General features: G+C 56.3%; 14 protein-coding genes. 7 read left to right on the forward strand and 7 right to left on the reverse strand.

Annotated features, from left to right (window positions below; all coding sequences use genetic code 11):
• Window positions 1-7 precede the first annotated feature (7 nt).
• From menB to menE, 3 genes are read left to right on the forward strand one after another with little or no spacing between them, the layout of a single operon-like run.
• On the forward strand, window positions 8-865 hold the full coding sequence (gene menB / locus WFK85_RS04140; protein WP_008459804.1) for a 1,4-dihydroxy-2-naphthoyl-CoA synthase: 858 nt from the start codon (window positions 8-10) through the stop codon (window positions 863-865).
• Window positions 865-1830, forward strand: coding sequence for an o-succinylbenzoate synthase (gene menC / locus WFK85_RS04145; protein ID WP_336706930.1), 966 nt, complete (start codon window positions 865-867; stop codon window positions 1828-1830). The genes menB and menC overlap by 1 nt, the downstream gene beginning before the upstream one ends.
• Window positions 1827-3182, forward strand: a complete 1356-nt coding sequence (menE, locus tag WFK85_RS04150; protein ID WP_336706931.1) for an o-succinylbenzoate--CoA ligase — start codon at window positions 1827-1829, stop codon at window positions 3180-3182. Before menC ends, menE begins: the two co-directional genes overlap by 4 nt.
• Window positions 3183-3195: 13 nt before the next feature.
• Here menE and katA read toward each other — a convergent pair whose 3' ends face one another.
• Window positions 3196-4644 (reverse strand): catalase KatA, encoded by a 1449-nt coding sequence (gene katA, locus WFK85_RS04155; protein ID WP_166990966.1) that lies wholly within the window; start codon window positions 4642-4644, stop codon window positions 3196-3198.
• Window positions 4645-4904: 260 nt separating this feature from the next.
• On the opposite strand from katA, the gene WFK85_RS04160 reads away from it, so the two are divergent.
• On the forward strand, window positions 4905-5447 hold the full coding sequence (locus tag WFK85_RS04160) for a YfaZ family outer membrane protein (RefSeq protein ID WP_008459823.1): 543 nt from the start codon (window positions 4905-4907) through the stop codon (window positions 5445-5447).
• 250 nt (window positions 5448-5697) lie between these two features.
• Entirely contained in the window at window positions 5698-6894 is a 1197-nt protein-coding gene (locus WFK85_RS04165; RefSeq protein WP_336706934.1) for a nicotinamide mononucleotide deamidase-related protein YfaY, read from the forward strand.
• A 3-nt stretch (window positions 6895-6897) separates the two neighbouring features.
• Here WFK85_RS04165 and glpC read toward each other — a convergent pair whose 3' ends face one another.
• From glpC to glpA, 3 genes are read right to left on the reverse strand one after another with little or no spacing between them, the layout of a single operon-like run.
• On the reverse strand, window positions 6898-8100 hold the full coding sequence (gene glpC / locus WFK85_RS04170; RefSeq protein WP_336706936.1) for an anaerobic glycerol-3-phosphate dehydrogenase subunit GlpC: 1203 nt from the start codon (window positions 8098-8100) through the stop codon (window positions 6898-6900).
• Complete coding sequence (glpB, locus tag WFK85_RS04175; protein WP_166990975.1) at window positions 8087-9352, reverse strand: glycerol-3-phosphate dehydrogenase subunit GlpB; 1266 nt, start codon at window positions 9350-9352, stop codon at window positions 8087-8089. The genes glpC and glpB overlap by 14 nt, the downstream gene beginning before the upstream one ends.
• Entirely contained in the window at window positions 9349-10959 is a 1611-nt protein-coding gene (gene glpA / locus WFK85_RS04180) for an anaerobic glycerol-3-phosphate dehydrogenase subunit A (protein ID WP_336706938.1), read from the reverse strand. Before glpA ends, glpB begins: the two co-directional genes overlap by 4 nt.
• Before the next feature lie 260 nt (window positions 10960-11219).
• Between glpA and glpT the strand changes: the two genes are divergently transcribed.
• Window positions 11220-12572, forward strand: coding sequence for a glycerol-3-phosphate transporter (gene glpT / locus WFK85_RS04185; protein WP_166990981.1), 1353 nt, complete (start codon window positions 11220-11222; stop codon window positions 12570-12572).
• Between the two features lie 10 nt (window positions 12573-12582).
• Entirely contained in the window at window positions 12583-13647 is a 1065-nt protein-coding gene (gene glpQ / locus WFK85_RS04190; protein WP_336706940.1) for a glycerophosphodiester phosphodiesterase, read from the forward strand.
• 42 nt (window positions 13648-13689) lie between these two features.
• Here the strand turns inward: glpQ and yfaE are convergent, their stop codons facing one another.
• From yfaE to nrdA, 3 genes are read right to left on the reverse strand one after another with little or no spacing between them, the layout of a single operon-like run.
• Window positions 13690-13944 carry a class I ribonucleotide reductase maintenance protein YfaE gene (gene yfaE / locus WFK85_RS04195; protein WP_008459838.1) on the reverse strand — a complete coding sequence of 85 codons (255 nt, stop codon included), beginning with the start codon at window positions 13942-13944 and terminating at the stop codon, window positions 13690-13692.
• Window positions 13945-13947: 3 nt separating this feature from the next.
• The gene (gene nrdB / locus WFK85_RS04200) at window positions 13948-15078 is read right to left on the reverse strand and encodes a class Ia ribonucleoside-diphosphate reductase subunit beta (RefSeq protein WP_008459840.1); all 1131 of its coding nucleotides are present in this window, start codon (window positions 15076-15078) and stop codon (window positions 13948-13950) included.
• Window positions 15079-15133: 55 nt separating this feature from the next.
• Window positions 15134-17419 carry a class 1a ribonucleoside-diphosphate reductase subunit alpha gene (gene nrdA, locus WFK85_RS04205; protein ID WP_166990987.1) on the reverse strand — a complete coding sequence of 762 codons (2286 nt, stop codon included), beginning with the start codon at window positions 17417-17419 and terminating at the stop codon, window positions 15134-15136.
• Window positions 17420-17691 lie beyond the last annotated feature (272 nt).

Consider the following 17691-nt stretch of genomic DNA (forward strand, 5'->3'; position numbering starts at 1 on the left):
ATCTTTCATGATTTATCCTGATGAACAAATGCTTTATGCCCCGATTGAATGGCTGGATTGCTCCGAAGGTTACACCGATATTCGCTACCACAAATCCAGCGACGGTATCGCCAAAATCACCATCAACCGCCCGGAAGTGCGTAATGCGTTTCGTCCGCTGACCGTCAAAGAGATGATCAATGCCCTGGCCGATGCGCGCTATGACGACAACATTGGCACCATTATTCTGACCGGCGAAGGAGAAAAAGCCTTCTGTGCGGGCGGTGACCAAAAAGTGCGTGGTGACTACGGCGGCTACCAGGACGCAAGCGGCGTACATCACCTGAACGTGCTCGACTTCCAGCGCCAAATTCGCACCTGCCCTAAGCCAGTTGTGGCGATGGTGGCGGGTTTCTCCATCGGCGGCGGCCATGTGCTGCACATGATGTGTGACCTGACTATCGCGGCGGAAAACGCCGTATTTGGCCAGACTGGCCCGAAAGTTGGTTCTTTCGACGGCGGCTGGGGCGCTTCCTACATGGCGCGTATTGTCGGCCAGAAAAAAGCTCGCGAAATTTGGTTCCTGTGCCGCCAGTACGATGCGAAAGAAGCGCTGGATATGGGCCTGGTGAATACCGTTGTACCGATTGCCGATCTGGAAAAAGAGACGGTTCGCTGGTGCCGTGAAATGCTGCAGAACAGTCCGATGGCGCTGCGTTGCCTGAAAGCGGCGCTGAATGCTGACTGCGACGGTCAGGCGGGGCTGCAAGAACTGGCCGGGAACGCCACGATGCTGTTCTACATGACCGAAGAAGGCCAGGAAGGGCGCAACGCGTTTAACCAGAAGCGTCAGCCGGACTTCAGCAAATTTAAACGGAATCCGTGATGCGCAGCGCGGCGCTGTGGCGCTTTCAAATCCCGATGGAGGCTGGCGTAGTGCTTCGCGACCAGCGTCTCAAATTTAGAGATGGGCTTCTGGTGCGCCTGACAGTGGGCGAACGCAGCGGATGGGGCGAAATTTCCCCTCTGCCGGGATTTAGCCAGGAAACACTCGCGGAGGCTCAGGCGCAGGTCGACCGCTGGCTTGAACAATGGCTGGCAGATGAATCGACTCCGTTACCCGAGTTGCCGTCGGTCGCTTTTGGCTTGAGTTGTGCGCTGGCTGAGGCTGAAGGTACGCTGCCACAGGCCGCTGACTACCGCGCCGCCCCGCTGTGCACCGGCGACCCCGACGAGCTGATCCTGGCACTGGCAGAAATGTCGGGCGAAAAAATCGCGAAGGTGAAAGTGGGGCTGTACGAGGCCGTTCGCGATGGCATGGTGGTTAATTTATTGCTTGAAGCCGTGCCTGAACTTCGTCTGCGTCTGGATGCTAACCGCAGCTGGACCCCGCTCAAAGCGCAGCAGTTCGCTAAATACGTCAACCCGGATCACCGCTCGCGCATCGATTTTATCGAAGAACCGTGCAAAACCCGCGAGCAGTCCCGAGAGTTCTGCCGCGAAACGGGGATTGCAATTGCCTGGGACGAAAGCCTGCGGGAGTCTGATTTTACTTTCACCGCTGAGCCGGGCGTTTCAGCAGTGGTGATTAAACCGACGCTTACCGGCAGCCTGGATAAAGTGCGTGAGCAGGTTGCGGCGGCACATTGTCTGGGGCTGAAAGCGGTGATCAGTTCCTCCATTGAGTCCAGCCTCGGTTTGACTCAACTGGCCCGCATCGCCGCCTGGCTCACGCCGGGAACCCTGCCTGGGCTGGATACTTTATCCCTGATGCAGTCTCAGCTTGAGCGCAGCTGGCCCGGCAGCCCTCTGCCGTGTGTTACCGTGGACGGACTCGAGCGTATTCGATGACCTTTCCCGACTGGCCGTGGCGTCACTGGGCCGATGCCAGGAGCACAAGTGTTGCGCTCCGTCTCGACGATGAACTATTAACCTGGCAAACGCTGTGCCAGCGCGTGGATACGCTGGCGGGAGGTTTTCGCCAGCAAGGAGTAAAAGAAGGCGATGGCGTTGCGCTTAAAGCGAAAAATGGCCCGCAAACGCTGCTCGCCTGGCTGGCGTTATGGCAGTGTGGGGCGCGCATTCTGCCGTTAAATCCTCAGTTGCCTGATAGTTTGCTGGCGCAGCTTTTACCGTCGATGACGCTGAGCTACGGGTTAACTTTGACCGACAGCGAACCTCTGCCGGATGTGGTTCCATTATCGCTGACTAGTGCACTTTCCTGGCACGAAAGCTGGCAGCCGATGCGTCTGGCTTCCATGACGCTGACTTCTGGTTCAACCGGGTTACCCAAAGCAGCGGTGCATACATTCTCGGCCCACCTTGCCAGCGCGGCGGGTGTCCTGGCTATGATGCATTACGGCCCCGACGATAGCTGGCTTTTATCTTTACCGCTGTTTCACGTTTCCGGGCAGGGGATCCTTTGGCGCTGGCTGTATGCCGGCGGCCAGTTGGCGATATCAAGCGCGCAATCGATAAACGAGGCGTTGCATGGCTGTACCCACGCGTCATTAGTGCCCACACAACTGTGGCGGCTGCTGGAAAAACAGGAACCTCTGGCGTTGCGTGAAGTGCTCCTTGGCGGGGCGGCTATCCCCGTTGAACTGACGCAGCAGGCGGAAGCACGTGGAGTGCGTTGCTGGTGTGGTTATGGGCTCACCGAGCTGGCCTCTACGGTTTGCGCCAAACGCGCCGACGGTCAGCCAGATGTGGGGGCTCCATTGCCAGGCCGGAAGGTAAAAATCGTCGATGAAGAAGTGTGGATACAGGCGAATAGCCTGGCCAGCGGCTACTGGCGGGACGGGCAACTTATTCCTCTGGTGAATGAACAGGGCTGGTTTGCTACCCGCGATAGGGGCGTTTTGCATTCGGGCCGCCTGACGATTGTCGGGCGTCTTGATAACCAGTTTTTCAGCGGCGGGGAGGGCATCCAGCCGGAAGAGGTTGAGCGGGTTATCGCCGAGCATCCCTCAGTTAAGCAGGTGTTTGTTGTACCGGTGGACGACGCTGAGTTTGGCCAGCGACCGGTCGCCGTGGTTGAGATAAATGCAGGATGTGAGTTTACCGATATTGCCGCCTGGCTTGACGGAAAACTGCCCCGTTTTCAGCGGCCCGTGCGCTGGCTGGCGCTGCCTCAGGAGTTAAAACAGGGCGGGATTAAAATCTCCCGCCGCAGGCTGATAGAGTGGGTTGCAGGGGCATAACCCCTGCAAGGTATTACTTATTGTTCTTCAGTGCCTGAAGTGCATTCGCTACCCCGGCACCGTATTCAGGATGTACCTGGCTGAACAGGCAAATCTGACGGTTCTGAATGCTTTCCGGGACGTCTTTCATCTCACCCGCAATGCGCACAAACATACGCTGATGCTCTTCATCGCTCAGCAGGTTATACAGCGCGCGCGGCTGGCTGAAGTAGTCGCTATCTTCGCGATGGTTCCAGTGGTCGGCTGCGCCTTCCAGGCTCAACGGCGGCTCGCTGAAATCTGGCTGTTCCTGGAAAACGTTAAAGCTGTTTGGCTCGTAGGTTGCGCCATTGCCGCTGTTGCCGTCCACCCGCATGGCTCCGTCGCGGTGGTAGTTGTGGAACGGGCATTTTGGCGCGTTCACCGGAATTTGATGATGGTTCACGCCCAGGCGGTAGCGGTGTGCGTCACCGTAGGAGAACAGGCGACCCTGCAACATGCGATCGGGTGAGAAACCAATGCCCGGTACGACGTTGGCCGGGGACATCGCCACCTGTTCAACGTCAGAGAAGTAGTTTTCCGGATTGCGGTTCAGTTCCAGCACGCCCACTTCTATCAGTGGATAGTCGCCGTGTGGCCAGACTTTGGTCAGATCAAACGGGTTGTACGGCGTTTTTGACGCTTCGGCTTCCGGCATAATTTGCACGAACAACGTCCAGCGAGGGAAATCACCGGCCTCAATGGATTCGTACAGATCGCGCTGGGAGCTTTCGCGGTCCTCTGCAATCAGACGGCTGGCTTCATCATCCATCAGGTTCTCAATACCCTGCTGGGATTTGAGGTGGAACTTCACCCAGAAGCGCTGATTGTCGCTATTGATAAAGCTGAAGGTATGGCTGCCAAAACCGTGAATGTGACGATAAGAGCGCGGTAAGCCACGGTCGCTGAAATCAATGGTCAACTGATGAAGGGCTTCCGGCAGGTGCGAGAAGAAATCCCATTTATACGTAGGGTTACGCAGGTTGGTGCGTGGATCGCGTTTGACGACGTGGTTCAGGTCGGGGAATTTCAGCGGGTCACGGAGATAGAACACCGGCGTGTTGTTGCCCACCAGGTCCCAGTTGCCCTCCTCGGTATAGAATTTCATGGAAAAGCCGCGAATATCTCGTTCGGCATCCGCCGCGCCGCGCTCACCGGCCACGGTGGAAAAACGCAGGAACAGCTCAGTTTTTTTGCCGACTTCTGAGAATAATTTTGCCCGGGTGTAGCGGGTGATGTCATGCGTCACGGTGAAATGACCAAACGCGCCGGAGCCTTTAGCGTGCATGCGGCGCTCAGGGATTACTTCGCGGTCAAAGTGGGCGAGTTTTTCAAGGAACCAGACGTCCTGAAGTAGCATCGGGCCTCTCGGGCCTGCGGTAGCAACATTGTTGTTGTTTACAACGGGAGCGCCTGCGCCGGTTGTTAGTCCTTTCTTGCTCATTAATGCCTCCTTGGGAGCCAGGTTTCACAGTAAAAAAGCGTTTATTTAAATCCACTTTTTTACTGTGTTTATTATTCACCTGCTCAATGTGTCATTTCGCGCTACCCGGCTGCATTGATCTTGTCACACAAAAAGGCGTCTTTTCATTTTCTTACAATCAAGGAAATATTGGCATTTTCTAGCGCGTTAATAAGATAATGCGCCACGCCATCCAATGGCATTTTTAAGGGCAGCCCTTTTTCTTTTTCAGGAACCAAGGAATGAATAAATTACTTTTAGCCGGCGGCGCGGGTTTGCTGCTGGTTTCCGCAGGCGCCAGCGCAATTGGCGTGAGTGCTGAAGTCGGCAAAGAATACACTAACCTCGGCGTGGGTTTTGGCACCGAAAGCAGCGGCATCGCGGTAACCGGTAACTATGCGCATAACGACGACAACGGTGATACCGTAGGCCTTGGCCTCGGTTTTAATATTCCTCTGGGGCCGATGATGGCAACCGTAGGCGGTCGTGGCGTTTACCTGCACGCAAAAGATCGCAAAGAAGGTTATGCGCTTGCGGCGGGTGGCGGTTTGAGATGGCCAATCACTTCTGACATTGCCATTTTTGGCGATTACTACTATTCCCCGGACTCTCTGTCCAGCAGCGTGAAGGACTACAAAGAGGCCAGCGCCGGTGCAAGCTGGAACTTTATGCGTCCGTTTTCAGCGCAAGTGGGTTACCGCTATATTAGCCTTGGCGGCAAAGACGGCGATCGTACCGACACCGTGGCCGACGGTCCGTATGTGGGCGTGAGCGCCAGCTTCTAATCCCTTAACGCGGCTTTTAGCCGCGTTAATGTTGCAGACAAAGAGGAAAAAAGCGTGGTTTTTCCCTCTTTGCGGTTATCAGCCGAAAATCAATGAATTGATTTTCCGTTTTTTGACGAATCCTTTGGCGTTTTTTCTATGCCCAGAGGTTGGTCAGTAGTCTAAGCGCGGCTTTTAGCCGCGTTTTTTATGTCTGCCGTTCTTTGGTGCCTGCGCTATAGTGGGGCGTTCCCCTGCTGCGGAGTAAAAGATGTTAAAAGTAGAAATGCTGTCCACCGGCGACGAAGTGCTGTACGGGCAAATTACCGATACCAATGCGGCCTGGCTTGCCGACTATTTCTTTCACCAGGGTTTACCCATGTCGCGCCGCAATACGGTCGGCGACAGTCTGCCTGACCTGGTTGCCGTGCTGAAAGAGCGCAGCCACGAAGCGGATGTGCTGATTGTTAACGGCGGCCTGGGACCAACCAGCGATGATTTAAGCGCGCTGGCGGCGGCGACGACGGCGGGCGTTGAGCTGGTCGAGCACGCGGAATGGTTAACCTATATGGAGCAGTTTTTTGCCGAGCGCGGGCGTGTGATGGCGCCGAGTAACCGCAAGCAGGCGCAAATCCCGGCTAACAGTGAAATGATCGACAATCCCGTCGGCACCGCCTGCGGCTTTGCATTGACCTTAAACCGCTGCCTGATGTTTTTCACTCCCGGCGTACCGTCAGAGTTTAAGGCTATGGTGGACAAACAAATCATGCCCCGGCTGCGTGAACGTTTTACCCTCCCTGAACCGCCGATATGCCTGCGTTTAACGACTTTTGGACGCTCAGAGAGCGAGCTGGCGCAATCGCTTGATCCGCTGGCGCTGCCGAAGGGCGTGGTGATGGGCTATCGCTCATCGATGCCGATCATTGAGCTTAAACTTACCGGCCCGGCGAGCCAGCGTGAAGCGATGGAGGCCGTCTGGCCGGAAGTCCGCCGCGTGGCAGGTGAGAGTCTGATTTTTGAGGGCACCGAAGGGCTTCCAGCACAAATAGCGCGCCGCCTGGGCGAACGCTCCCTGACTCTGGCCGTGAGCGAACAGTTCACCGGAGGCCTGCTGACGCTGCAGTTAAACCGGGCGCAGGCCGTGCTCCGGGCGAGCCGCGTTTTACCGCAGGCACCTGAAACATTGGCTGAAGCATTAGCGTCCAGCGCAGAATGGCGCCTGAATCAACAGAGCGATCTGGCCCTGGTGATTTCTGGCGAAGAAGGTCAGCAGATAAATTTTGCGCTCTCCACGCCAGACGGCACTTTTGGCCTGGGCGTGAAGTTTGGCACCAGCCGCCACGCGCTGGCAATACGCCAGGAAGTTTGCGCCATGATGGCGCTGAACGTGCTGCGCCGCTGGTTCAACGGCCAGCCGCTGGAAAGCGAACACGGCTGGATTAAGGTCGTAGAGTCAGCCAGCCTCTAACCTTCAGGCGAGCGCCCGGGCAAGTAGCGTGATCGGGTGCTCGCAGCGTTTGCTGGTCGACATTTCTATCTGCCATTTACAGGTTTCGCAGTCCGTCACCACCAGGTCTACGCCACTCTCTTCTATTTGCTGGAACAGCGGGGCGCCAATTTGCTGGGAAGTCGGGTAATTTTCCTTTTTAAACCCATAGGTCCCGGCAATGCCGCAGCACTGGGAGTCCAGCATCACCAGTTCCACGCCGGGAATGCGGCGCAACAGCTCAATGGAATAGAGCGTCCAGCCCATTTTCTCCATATGGCAAGGCGTATGATAGGCGATACGCAGCGGCGTGTTTTTTAACGGTAGCGTTCTGCCATCCTCTTCCAGCAGTTTCCAGATATAACGCGTGGCGAGTTCAATCTGCTCGCGAACCGGGGCCGTGTCGATACCAAGAATATGCGGATATTCATCGCGCAGCGTGAAGGTACAGGTTGACGAGGTCGCAATGACCGGCAGCCCGCGCTGTATGACGGCCTCTTCCAGCGAGCTGGCGTTTACCCTTGCCTGTTTCTTTGCCTTTTCGATAAAGCCGTTGGCAATAAGCGGCACGCCGCAGCATTTTTCTCTTTGCAACAGCTGGACGCCGATGCCCATCGCGTTAAGCACTTTGACCATGTCTTTGCCGAGCTGCGGATGGTTGTAGTTCACGAAGCAGCCGTGGAAGAAAGCAACCTGCTGCGGGAAGCTGGCCTGGTGCGCGGCCTGGCGCCGATACCACTGGCGAAATGTGCCGAAGGAATATTTGGGCAACTCGCGGTGGGAATCAATTTTGAGGGTTTTATCCAGCAGCTTGCGTACGGGCTTCAAACCGGTCGTGGCGTTGATCAGCGGGGCGAAAGGCGTGGAGAGCGTACCGAGTAAATCCGTATGACTGAGAACAGCATCGCGCAGCGAAGGTTTATGTTCGCCATATCTGGCCCGCGCCCGCTGGATGATATCGCCAATGTTGACTTCGGACGGGCAGGAGACTTCGCAGCGCTTGCAGTTGGTGCAGTACTTCAGCGCGTCGTCGTACAGGGAGGGATCTTTCAGGCGCAACCTTTCTCCGTCGGGCCCGGCCTGTTTTGGCCCCGGATATTCCGGGCGAACGCGGCTTACCGGGCAAGCCGTGGTGCAGACCGTGCATTTAATACAGCTTTCAAAGCTGGTTTCATCAAGCAGGTTCATGGCAAGCCTCCGCGGCAACAAGGATTTGATTGGCCACACAGAGCGCCGTGAGCATCGATACGCCGGCTCCGCATCCCTGATGAATAGGATCAAAACCCCCCAGCACCGAGCCAATAGCGTAGAGATTTTTGGTGTATTCCCCGTGATGGAACGGCTGGAAGTGGTTATTCACGGTTAGCCCAAATTGCAGCCAGGGCTGCGGCGTAAAGAAATCTGTTTTGCTCCAGGCGGCTCGCTCGGCCTCGATGTTCACGTCCAGCCCGAAGATGGGCTCGATGACATGTTGCCGGGTAGCCTCCAGCCCGCCGCTGAAAAAGCTGCCGCTGGCCAGGATGACATGCCGGGTCCGCAGCGGTACTTCACGATGATTTTTGGTGAACAGGGCATTGATACGCCCTTGTTCAAGCTGAGCGCCGGTTACGGTATCTCCGGGCATAATAAGCCCGCCCAGGGTCTGAAAACGGCGGCGGAGCGCATTGTGTAGCCTCATCCCAAGCACCGAAGGCGGTAGCGTTGGCAGGAGTTTTACCGGCACGCCGAGGGCTTGCTCAACGGCGGCTACCGTTCGTGCTTCCAGGTTCAGGCAAGCGGGCAGAATCATAGCCTCGCCGCTGCCCAGCAGCAGCCTGAGTTCATCCACCAGCGCCGGAAGGTTTTCCGGCAGATCCAGCACCCGGGCGATGTTCACGGCGCGAAACTCGCTTGGGTTGTTACGTAAGACATCCAGTACGGGCAGGGTGAGCTCGGCGACGTGCACGTTACAGCCGGCGGCAGACAGTGAACCCGCCACCAGCTCTGCCTGAAAATCCAGGAAGCCAGCAATATTAATCACCGTCACTTTTTGCCAGGGCAACGGCGCCTGCGGCACTTCCGGCGGGCTGAGCCAGCTGGCCCTTTGCTTGCCCAGCGGCGTGATTCTGAGGTGATTTTGGCGATGATGACCCACCAGCGGAATGCCAGCCCTGGCCAGCAGTTGCTCACTCTCTGCAGCGAGCGCCAGCACGCGCTCTTTGCCCATCAGGCTGTAAGGATGCTGAGGCGCTTGCTCCGCCAGATTTTCCAGCGCCGTCTCTGGCTGGTGAACGGGAGTGCCGTCCGGTAACGTTGAAAGCAAATCCAACGAACCAGAAGAGAAGTGCAGCGCGCTTTGCCCGCGGCTGACGATGGCGCAGCGCTGGCCGCTTTCCGCCAGTTTTATGCCGGCTGTCAGCCCGGCCAGGCCGCTGCCGATGATAATCGTGTCAAATTTCATCCCTGTTCTCCGTTGTCCAGACCGCATAGTCCCTGATAAATCCAGGCGGTAAATTCGCTTTCTCGCAATGCATTTCCCCAGGCGACAGGGCGAACGCCCTTCCAGCGTTCGTTGAGGAAGTGAGAGAGTTGCTCCAGCGATTGTGCAGGCGTAGTGAGCTGGAAGCGTTGCAGGAGACCGGCTGCCCGGCAGGCGCACAGCTCGCCCTGACAGGTGCCCATGCCAACGCGCGTTCTGCGGCGCAAATCTCCCAGGTTTTTTACGCCGAGGGCATCAATGGCATAGCGCACTTCGCCGGTGGTGACGGCTTCGCATTCGCACACCAGGCTGTTGCTGAGTCGGCTGTTATTCAGCAGCCGCGTTGCGCGGTCGCCGTGCCGCCAGACGGCGGAACCGCGAATTGTCGGTGGCAAGGAGATAACTTTCCCCAGCGTTTGTTCTGCCGTATGTTCGGAGCCCGGCAGCGACGCCGAGGCGGTGGAGCAGGGGGTGGTATTCCCTAAACGCTCGCAAACCAGATCCGTTGCCCACTCCGCCATCAGACGATAGGTCATCAGTTTGCCGCCGGTAATGGTGATGAAGCCGTCCATGCCGTCGCGTTTCCCGTGGTCCAGCAGCACAATTCCACGGCTGACGCTGCGCCCGGTGGGATCGTTGTCGCTGGCAACCAGAGGCCTGACGCCAGCGTAGGCCCGAAGAATACGGGTTCGGCCAAGCACCGGAGCCAGCTTTTCCCCTTCACGAATCAGCGTGTCCACTTCATCCGGTGTGACGCACATGTTGTTGATTTGGTCGTAGTCGATATGCGTGGAGGTGGTGCCAATAAGCGAAATGGTATCGCCGGGGACCAGAATATCGGCGTCTGCTGGTTTACGGCAGCGGTTGATGACCATGTTGTTGATGCGGTGCCCGAGGATCAGTAACGCCCCTTTGGCCGGGAACATTTTTACGCTTAGATCGGCGTATTCTGCGATGTGCTGCCCCCAGATCCCTGCGGCGTTTACCACCATTGGTGCACGGAACTCGCCTGCCTGGCGGGTAAGGTGGTTGAAGACTCGCACGCCGCAAACGCGTGAGCCTTCGCGAATCAGCCCGGTGATCTCGCAGCCCGTCAGCACTTCTGCGCCGTGTTCTTTGGCATCAAGCATGTTAGCGGCGGTGAGGCGGAATGGGTCGACCGTGCCATCCGGGACACGAACCGCGCCGAGAAGCGATGGGTTGGCGGACGGCTCAAGCCGTAATGCCTCTCGGGGATCCAACGCTTCTGCAGGAATACCGGCCTGGCGGCAGGCGGCGATAAACCCGCTTTGAAACGCCAGATCATCTTCCGGCAGGGTGATAAACAGGCCATCCGTGGGCTCGATACAGTGGCGGGCAATACGCCGCAGAATGCGGTTTTCTTCGATGCACTCTTTGGCGGATTCCCCATCGGTGACCGCATAGCGTGAGCCGCTGTGAAGCAGGCCGTGATTGCGGCCTGTGGCACCGGTTGCGATGTCGTGACGCTCAAGCAGCAGTACTTTCAGCCCGCGGCGGGCGCAGTCTCGCGCTATGCCGGCACCGGTTGCCCCTCCACCGATGATAATCACGTCCGCTTCTCTGCTCACATGGTGCTCCTTTATCCCTTTTTATTTACCGTTATTCAGCCACAAAGAAAGTGTGGAATGTTTGATTGCGAGCAAATTCGAGCAATAAACGAAAATAATTAGTGAAAATATGCACCATTTCGCCTTTCTGTAATAAAAATGTAACATTGTGTGCGATGTTTCACAGTAAATACGCGCCCGGATAACTACCATGCGCTCGCAAAAGAACATTTGGCAGGAGCCGCTTGCTCCCGCTGAACATCAACGCCACGGAGGCTCGTATGTTAAGTATCTTCAAACCCGCCGCGCATAAGACGCGTTTGCCAGAGGAGCAGATAGATCCGACCTATCGCCGCCTGCGCTGGCAAATTTTCATGGGTATCTTCTTCGGTTACGCCGCTTACTATCTGGTAAGGAAAAACTTTACCCTTGCGATGCCGTATCTGGTGGAGCAGGGCTTCTCTCGAGGCGATCTCGGTTTTGCGCTTTCCGGGATTTCGATCGCCTATGGATTTTCGAAATTCATCATGGGCTCGGTCTCTGACCGCTCGAATCCGCGCGTATTTCTACCCGCCGGGCTGATTCTTGCCGCCGCCGTGATGCTGTTTATGGGCTTTGTGCCCTGGGCAACGTCCAGCATCGCAGTCATGTTTGTGCTGCTGTTCGCCTGCGGTTGGTTCCAGGGCATGGGATGGCCGCCGTGCGGGCGCACCATGGTGCACTGGTGGTCGCAGAAGGAGCGTGGAGGCATTGTTTCAGTCTGGAACTGCGCCCATAACGTCGGCGGTGGTATTCCTCCGCTGCTGTTCCTGCTGGGGATGGCGTGGTTTAACGACTGGCATGCGGCGCTGTATATGCCCGCTTTCGCCGCCATTATTGTGGCAATTATTGCCTTCGGCTTGATGCGCGACACGCCTCAATCCTGCGGCCTGCCGCCGATTGAAGAGTACAAAAACGACTACCCGGACGATTACAGCGAGAAAGCGGAAGAAGAGCTGACGGCTAAGCAGATCTTCATGAAGTACGTCTTCCCCAACCGTCTGCTGTGGTACATCGCCATTGCCAACGTGTTTGTCTATTTGCTGCGTTACGGTATCCTGGACTGGTCGCCAACTTACCTGAAAGAAGTAAAACACTTCGCGCTGGATAAATCCTCGTGGGCCTACTTCCTTTATGAATACGCGGGTATTCCAGGCACGCTGCTGTGCGGCTGGATGTCGGACAAGGTGTTTAAAGGTAACCGTGGCGCGACAGGCGTGTTCTTCATGGTGTTGGTGACGATTGCTACCGTGGTTTACTGGCTCAACCCGCCGGGTAATCCGGGTGTGGATATGGCCTGTATGATTGTTATCGGCTTCCTGATTTACGGCCCGGTAATGCTGATTGGCCTGCATGCGCTTGAGCTTGCACCTAAGAAAGCGGCAGGGACGGCAGCGGGCTTTACCGGCCTGTTTGGTTACCTGGGCGGCTCGGTCGCGGCCAGCGCGATTGTCGGCTACACCGTGGACTTCTTCGGCTGGGACGGCGGCTTTATCGTGATGATTGGCGGCAGTATTTTGGCCGTGCTGTTGCTGATTGTGGTGATGATTGGCGAGCGCAAACACCACGATGAAAAAATGCTGAAAAACGGCTAAGGAGAGCATCATGAAACTGATGGCAAAATCTTTACTGGCGGGCGTGGTGCTGGTGGCGACCAGCAGCGTCTTCGCCCAGACCACGGACAAAATCGTGATTGCCCACCGGGGCGCCAGCGGCTATCTGCCTGAGCATACGTTACCGGCAAAAGCGATGGCCTATGCCCAGGGCGCGGATTACCTTGAGCAAGACCTGGTGATGACTAAAGACGACAGGCTGGTGGTGCTGCATGACCACTATCTGGACAGGGTGACCGACGTCGCGAAGCGTTTCCCGGATCGGGCGCGCAAAGACGGGCGCTACTACGCCATCGACTTTACGCTGGCGGAAATCAAGTCCCTGAAGTTCACCGAGGGCTTCGACATCGTTAACGGCAAGCAGGTGCAAACTTATCCGGGGCGTTTCCCGATGGGCAAATCCGACTTCCGCGTGCACACCTTTGAAGAAGAGATCGAGTTTGTTCAGGGGCTGAACCATTCCACCGGAAAAAACATCGGTATCTATCCTGAGATAAAAGCGCCGTGGTTCCACCATCAGGAAGGCAAAGATATCGCGGCAAAAACCCTTGAGGTACTGAAGCAGTACGGCTACACCGGCAAGCAGGACAAGATCTATCTTCAGTGCTTTGACGCCGCCGAGCTGAAGCGCATTAAAAACGAGCTTGAGCCGAAGATGGGCATGAACCTTAACCTGGTGCAGCTTATCGCCTATACCGACTGGAATGAGACTCAGGAAAAACAGCCGGACGGCAAGTGGGTGAACTACAGTTACGACTGGATGTTTAAGCCGGGCGCGATGAAGCAGATTGCCGAGTATGCCGACGGCATTGGCCCGGACTACCATATGCTGGTGGAGAAGGCGTCAACCAAAGGGAACGTGAGGCTCACCGATATGGTGACCGAAGCACACGCCAGCAAATTGACCGTGCATCCTTATACGGTGAGGGCGGACGCGTTGCCGGACTACGTGAGCGATGTGAATCAGCTGTACGACGTGCTGTATAACCAGGCGGGCGTAGATGGGCTGTTTACCGACTTCCCGGACAAAGCCGTACGGTTTCTTAATAAGCCGTAATCGCTAATGAAAAAGGCCGCATTTGCGGCCTTTTTTACATCACTACATCTCGAGTTCGATATCTCCCCGTGCTTTGCAGCAGCAGGGAAGAATTTCACCGGGCTGGATAAACGCCAGCGGCTCGGTCAGCCACTGAACTTCCCCCGCCAGCAGCTTAGTGCGGCATGAACCGCAATAGCCTTCCCGGCACTGATACTCTACGCAGACTTTGTGTGACTCCAGCGCCGCCAGTAGCGAAGGGTGTTCTTCTTCGCTCATCAACTGCGCGCCGGTAATGCTGAGCGTAATGCGGCCCATTGTTTACAGCTGGAAGTTGCTCAGATCGTCGGTATCGACTTCCGAGTCAATCTGGCCCACCAGGTAGGAGCTGACTTCCACTTCCTGCGGCGCAACCTGGACGTTGTCGGACACCAGCCATGCGTTGATCCATGGAATCGGGTTGGAGCGAGTCTGGAACGGCAGATCAAGGCCCACGGCCTGCATGCGGATATTGGTGATGTACTCCACATACTGGCAAAGTATGTCTTTGTTCAGGCCAATCATCGAGCCGTCGCGGAACAGGTAGTCGGCCCACTCTTTTTCCTGCTGGGCGGCCAGCACGAACAGGTCGTAGCATTCCTGGCGGCATTCAACGGCGATTTCCGCCATTTCCGGATCGTCTTCACCGCTGCGCATCAGGTTCAGCATATGCTGGGTGCCGGTCAGGTGCAGGGCTTCGTCACGGGCGATCAGCTTGATGATTTTGGCGTTACCTTCCATCAGCTCGCGCTCGGCGAAGGCGAAGGAGCAGGCGAAGCTCACATAGAAGCGAATCGCTTCCAGGGCGTTAACGCTCATCAGGCAGAGGTACAACTGACGCTTCAGCGCACGCAGGTTCACGGTGACGGTTTTGCCGTTCACGTTGTGTGTGCCTTCGCCCAGCAGGTGCCAGTAGCTGGTCATCTCAATCAGGTCGTCATAGTAGCCAGAGATGTCTTTGGCGCGCTTGAGGATTTCCTGGTTGGTGACGATGTCGTCAAAGACGATCGCCGGATCGTTCACGATGTTGCGGATGATGTGGGTGTAAGAACGAGAGTGAATGGTCTCGCTAAACGCCCAGGTTTCAACCCACGTTTCCAGTTCTGGAATGGAGATCAGCGGCAACAGCGCGACGTTCGGGCTGCGGCCCTGGATGGAGTCCAGCAGCGTCTGGTACTTCAGGTTGCTGATGAAGATGTGTTTCTCATGCTCCGGCAGCGCCTGGAAGTCGATGCGGTCGCGGGAGACGTCCACTTCTTCCGGGCGCCAGAAGAAGGAGAGCTGCTTTTCAATCAGCTTTTCGAAGATGTCGTATTTCTGCTGGTCGTAGCGCGCCACGTTAACCGACTGGCCAAAGAACATAGGCTCGGCGAGCTGATCGTTTTTCGTCTGTGAAAAAGTAGTGTAAGCCATGAGGTTAAATCCTGTAATACGTCGGAAAAATCCCCTCGTAAGAGGGGATTAAGCGTTAAATCTTACATGCGCCGCTTTCGCAGCCATCGTCCTGGATGGAAGGCGCCAGGTCATCCTGAGAGTCTTCCGCGCCGTCACGGGTGTTTTGATAGTACAGGGTCTTCACGCCGAATTTATAGGCGGTGAGCAGATCCTTCAGCAACTGCTGCATCGGCACTTTGCCTGATGGGAAGCGCGTTGGGTCGTAGTTGGTGTTGGCAGAGATCGACTGGTCGATAAACTTCTGCATCAGGCCAACCAGCTGCAGATAGCCATCGTTGCTCGGCATTTCCCACAGCAGCTCGTAGTTGTTTTTCAGCGCTTCATAATCCGGCACAACCTGACGCAGGATCCCGTCTTTCGACGCTTTAATGCTGATGTGACCGCGCGGCGGCTCGATGCCGTTGGTGGCGTTGGAGATCTGCGATGAGGTCTCAGACGGCATCAGGGCAGAAAGCGTGGAGTTGCGCAGGCCGTGAGTTTGGATGGACTCACGCAGACCTTCCCAGTCCAGATGCAGCGGTTCGTTGCTGATAGCATCCAGGTCTTTCTTGTAGGTGTCGATTGGCAGAATGCCTTTTGCGTAGGTGGTTTCGTTGAACCACGGGCAGGCACCTTGCTCTTTCGCCAGTTCGTTTGACGCTTTCAGCAGGTAGTACTGAATGGCTTCGAAAGTCTTGTGCGTCAGGTTATTTGCGCTGCCGTCGGAGTAACGCACGCCGTGCTTCGCCAGATAATAGGCAAAGTTAATCACGCCGATACCCAGGGTACGACGACCCATTGCGCCGCGTTTTGCCGCCAGAATTGGGTAATCCTGGTAGTCGAGCAGAGCGTCCAGTGCGCGCACAGCCAGCACAGCCATCTCTTCCAGATCGTCCAGGCTTTCAATCACGCCAAGGTTGAACGCAGACAGCGTACACAGGGCGATTTCGCCGTTCTCGTCGTTGACGTCGTCCAGCGGTTTGGTCGGCAGGGCGATTTCCAGGCACAGGTTGGACTGGCGCACTGGGGCAATCGCCGGGTCGAACGGGCTGTGGGTGTTGCAGTGGTCAACGTTCTGGATGTAGATACGGCCGGTGGAGGCGCGTTCCTGCATCATCAGGGAGAACAGTTCCACCGCTTTGACGCGCTGTTTGCGGATGCTGTCGTCTTTCTCGTATTTGGTGTACAGGCGCTCAAACTCGTCCTGGTCTGCGAAGAAAGCGTCGTACAGCCCCGGCACGTCAGACGGGCTGAACAAGGTGATCTCTTCGCCCTTCAGCAGGCGGGTATACATCAGCTTGTTGATCTGTACGCCGTAGTCCATGTGGCGCACGCGGTTACCTTCCACGCCACGGTTGTTTTTTAGCACCAGCAGGCTTTCCACTTCCAGATGCCACATCGGGTAGAACAGCGTTGCAGCCCCGCCGCGCACGCCGCCCTGGGAGCAGGACTTCACTGCCGTCTGGAAGTGCTTATAGAACGGGATACAGCCGGTGTGGAACGCTTCACCGCCGCGAATCGGGCTGCCCAGCGCACGAATGCGGCCGGCGTTGATGCCGATACCTGCGCGCTGGGAAACGTATTTCACGATCGCACTGGAGGTGGCGTTGATGGAATCCAGGCTGTCGCCGCACTCGATCAGTACGCAGGAGCTGAACTGACGGGTCGGGGTGCGCACGCCAGACATGATTGGCGTAGGCAGGGAAATCTTGAAGGTGGAAACCGCGTCGTAGAAACGTTTCACGTAGCTGAGGCGGGTTTCACGCGGGTAGCCGGAGAACAGGCAGGCGGCGACCAGAATATAGAGGAACTGCGCGCTTTCGTAGATCTCACCGGAAACGCGATTCTGCACGAGGTATTTGCCTTCGAGCTGCTTCACCGCCGCGTAAGAGAAGTTCATGTCACGCCAGTGATCGATGAAATCGTTCATCTGCTCGAACTCTTCTTCCGTGTAGTCTTCCAGCAGGTGACGATCGTATTTACCCATCTCAACCATTTTCACTACCTGATCGTAAAGCTTCGGCGGCTCAAACTGACCGTAGGCTTTTTTACGCAGGTGGAAAATTGCCAGGCGAGCGGCGAGATACTGATAATCCGGTGCGTCACGGGAGATCAGGTCAGCTGCGGCCTTGATGATGGTTTCATGAATGTCAGAGGTCTTGATGCCGTCGTAAAACTGGATATGGGAACGCAGTTCAACCTGGGAAACGGAGACGTTGTTCAGACCCTCAGCGGCCCAGTCGAGTACCCGATGAATTTTATCCAGATTGATGCGCTCTTTGCTGCCATCGCGTTTTGTAACCAGCAGACTCTGATTCATGTGAGTTTTACCTGTCCGTGAGATGAGTTTTCCCCTGATTTATACACATCCGCCAGCCTGTGACTAACTCTGTGGATAAATACTATATATAGGGGGTGGGTGACAAAATGGTCACTAGATGGTGAGTATTCTAGTAAGGAATCCGTTCAGTACAAGTATTGATTTCGTCAATAAAATGAGGTTCGGCGGAGCGCTTTTTTCGTAAGTCCACGTCACATAAGGCTTGAGGGAATTGTCAATGGGATGCAAAAAAAATGAAAATTTTGATCGGG

It is taken from the genome of Cedecea sp. VD22, from assembly GCF_037150195.1.
Classification (GTDB): domain Bacteria; phylum Pseudomonadota; class Gammaproteobacteria; order Enterobacterales; family Enterobacteriaceae; genus Cedecea.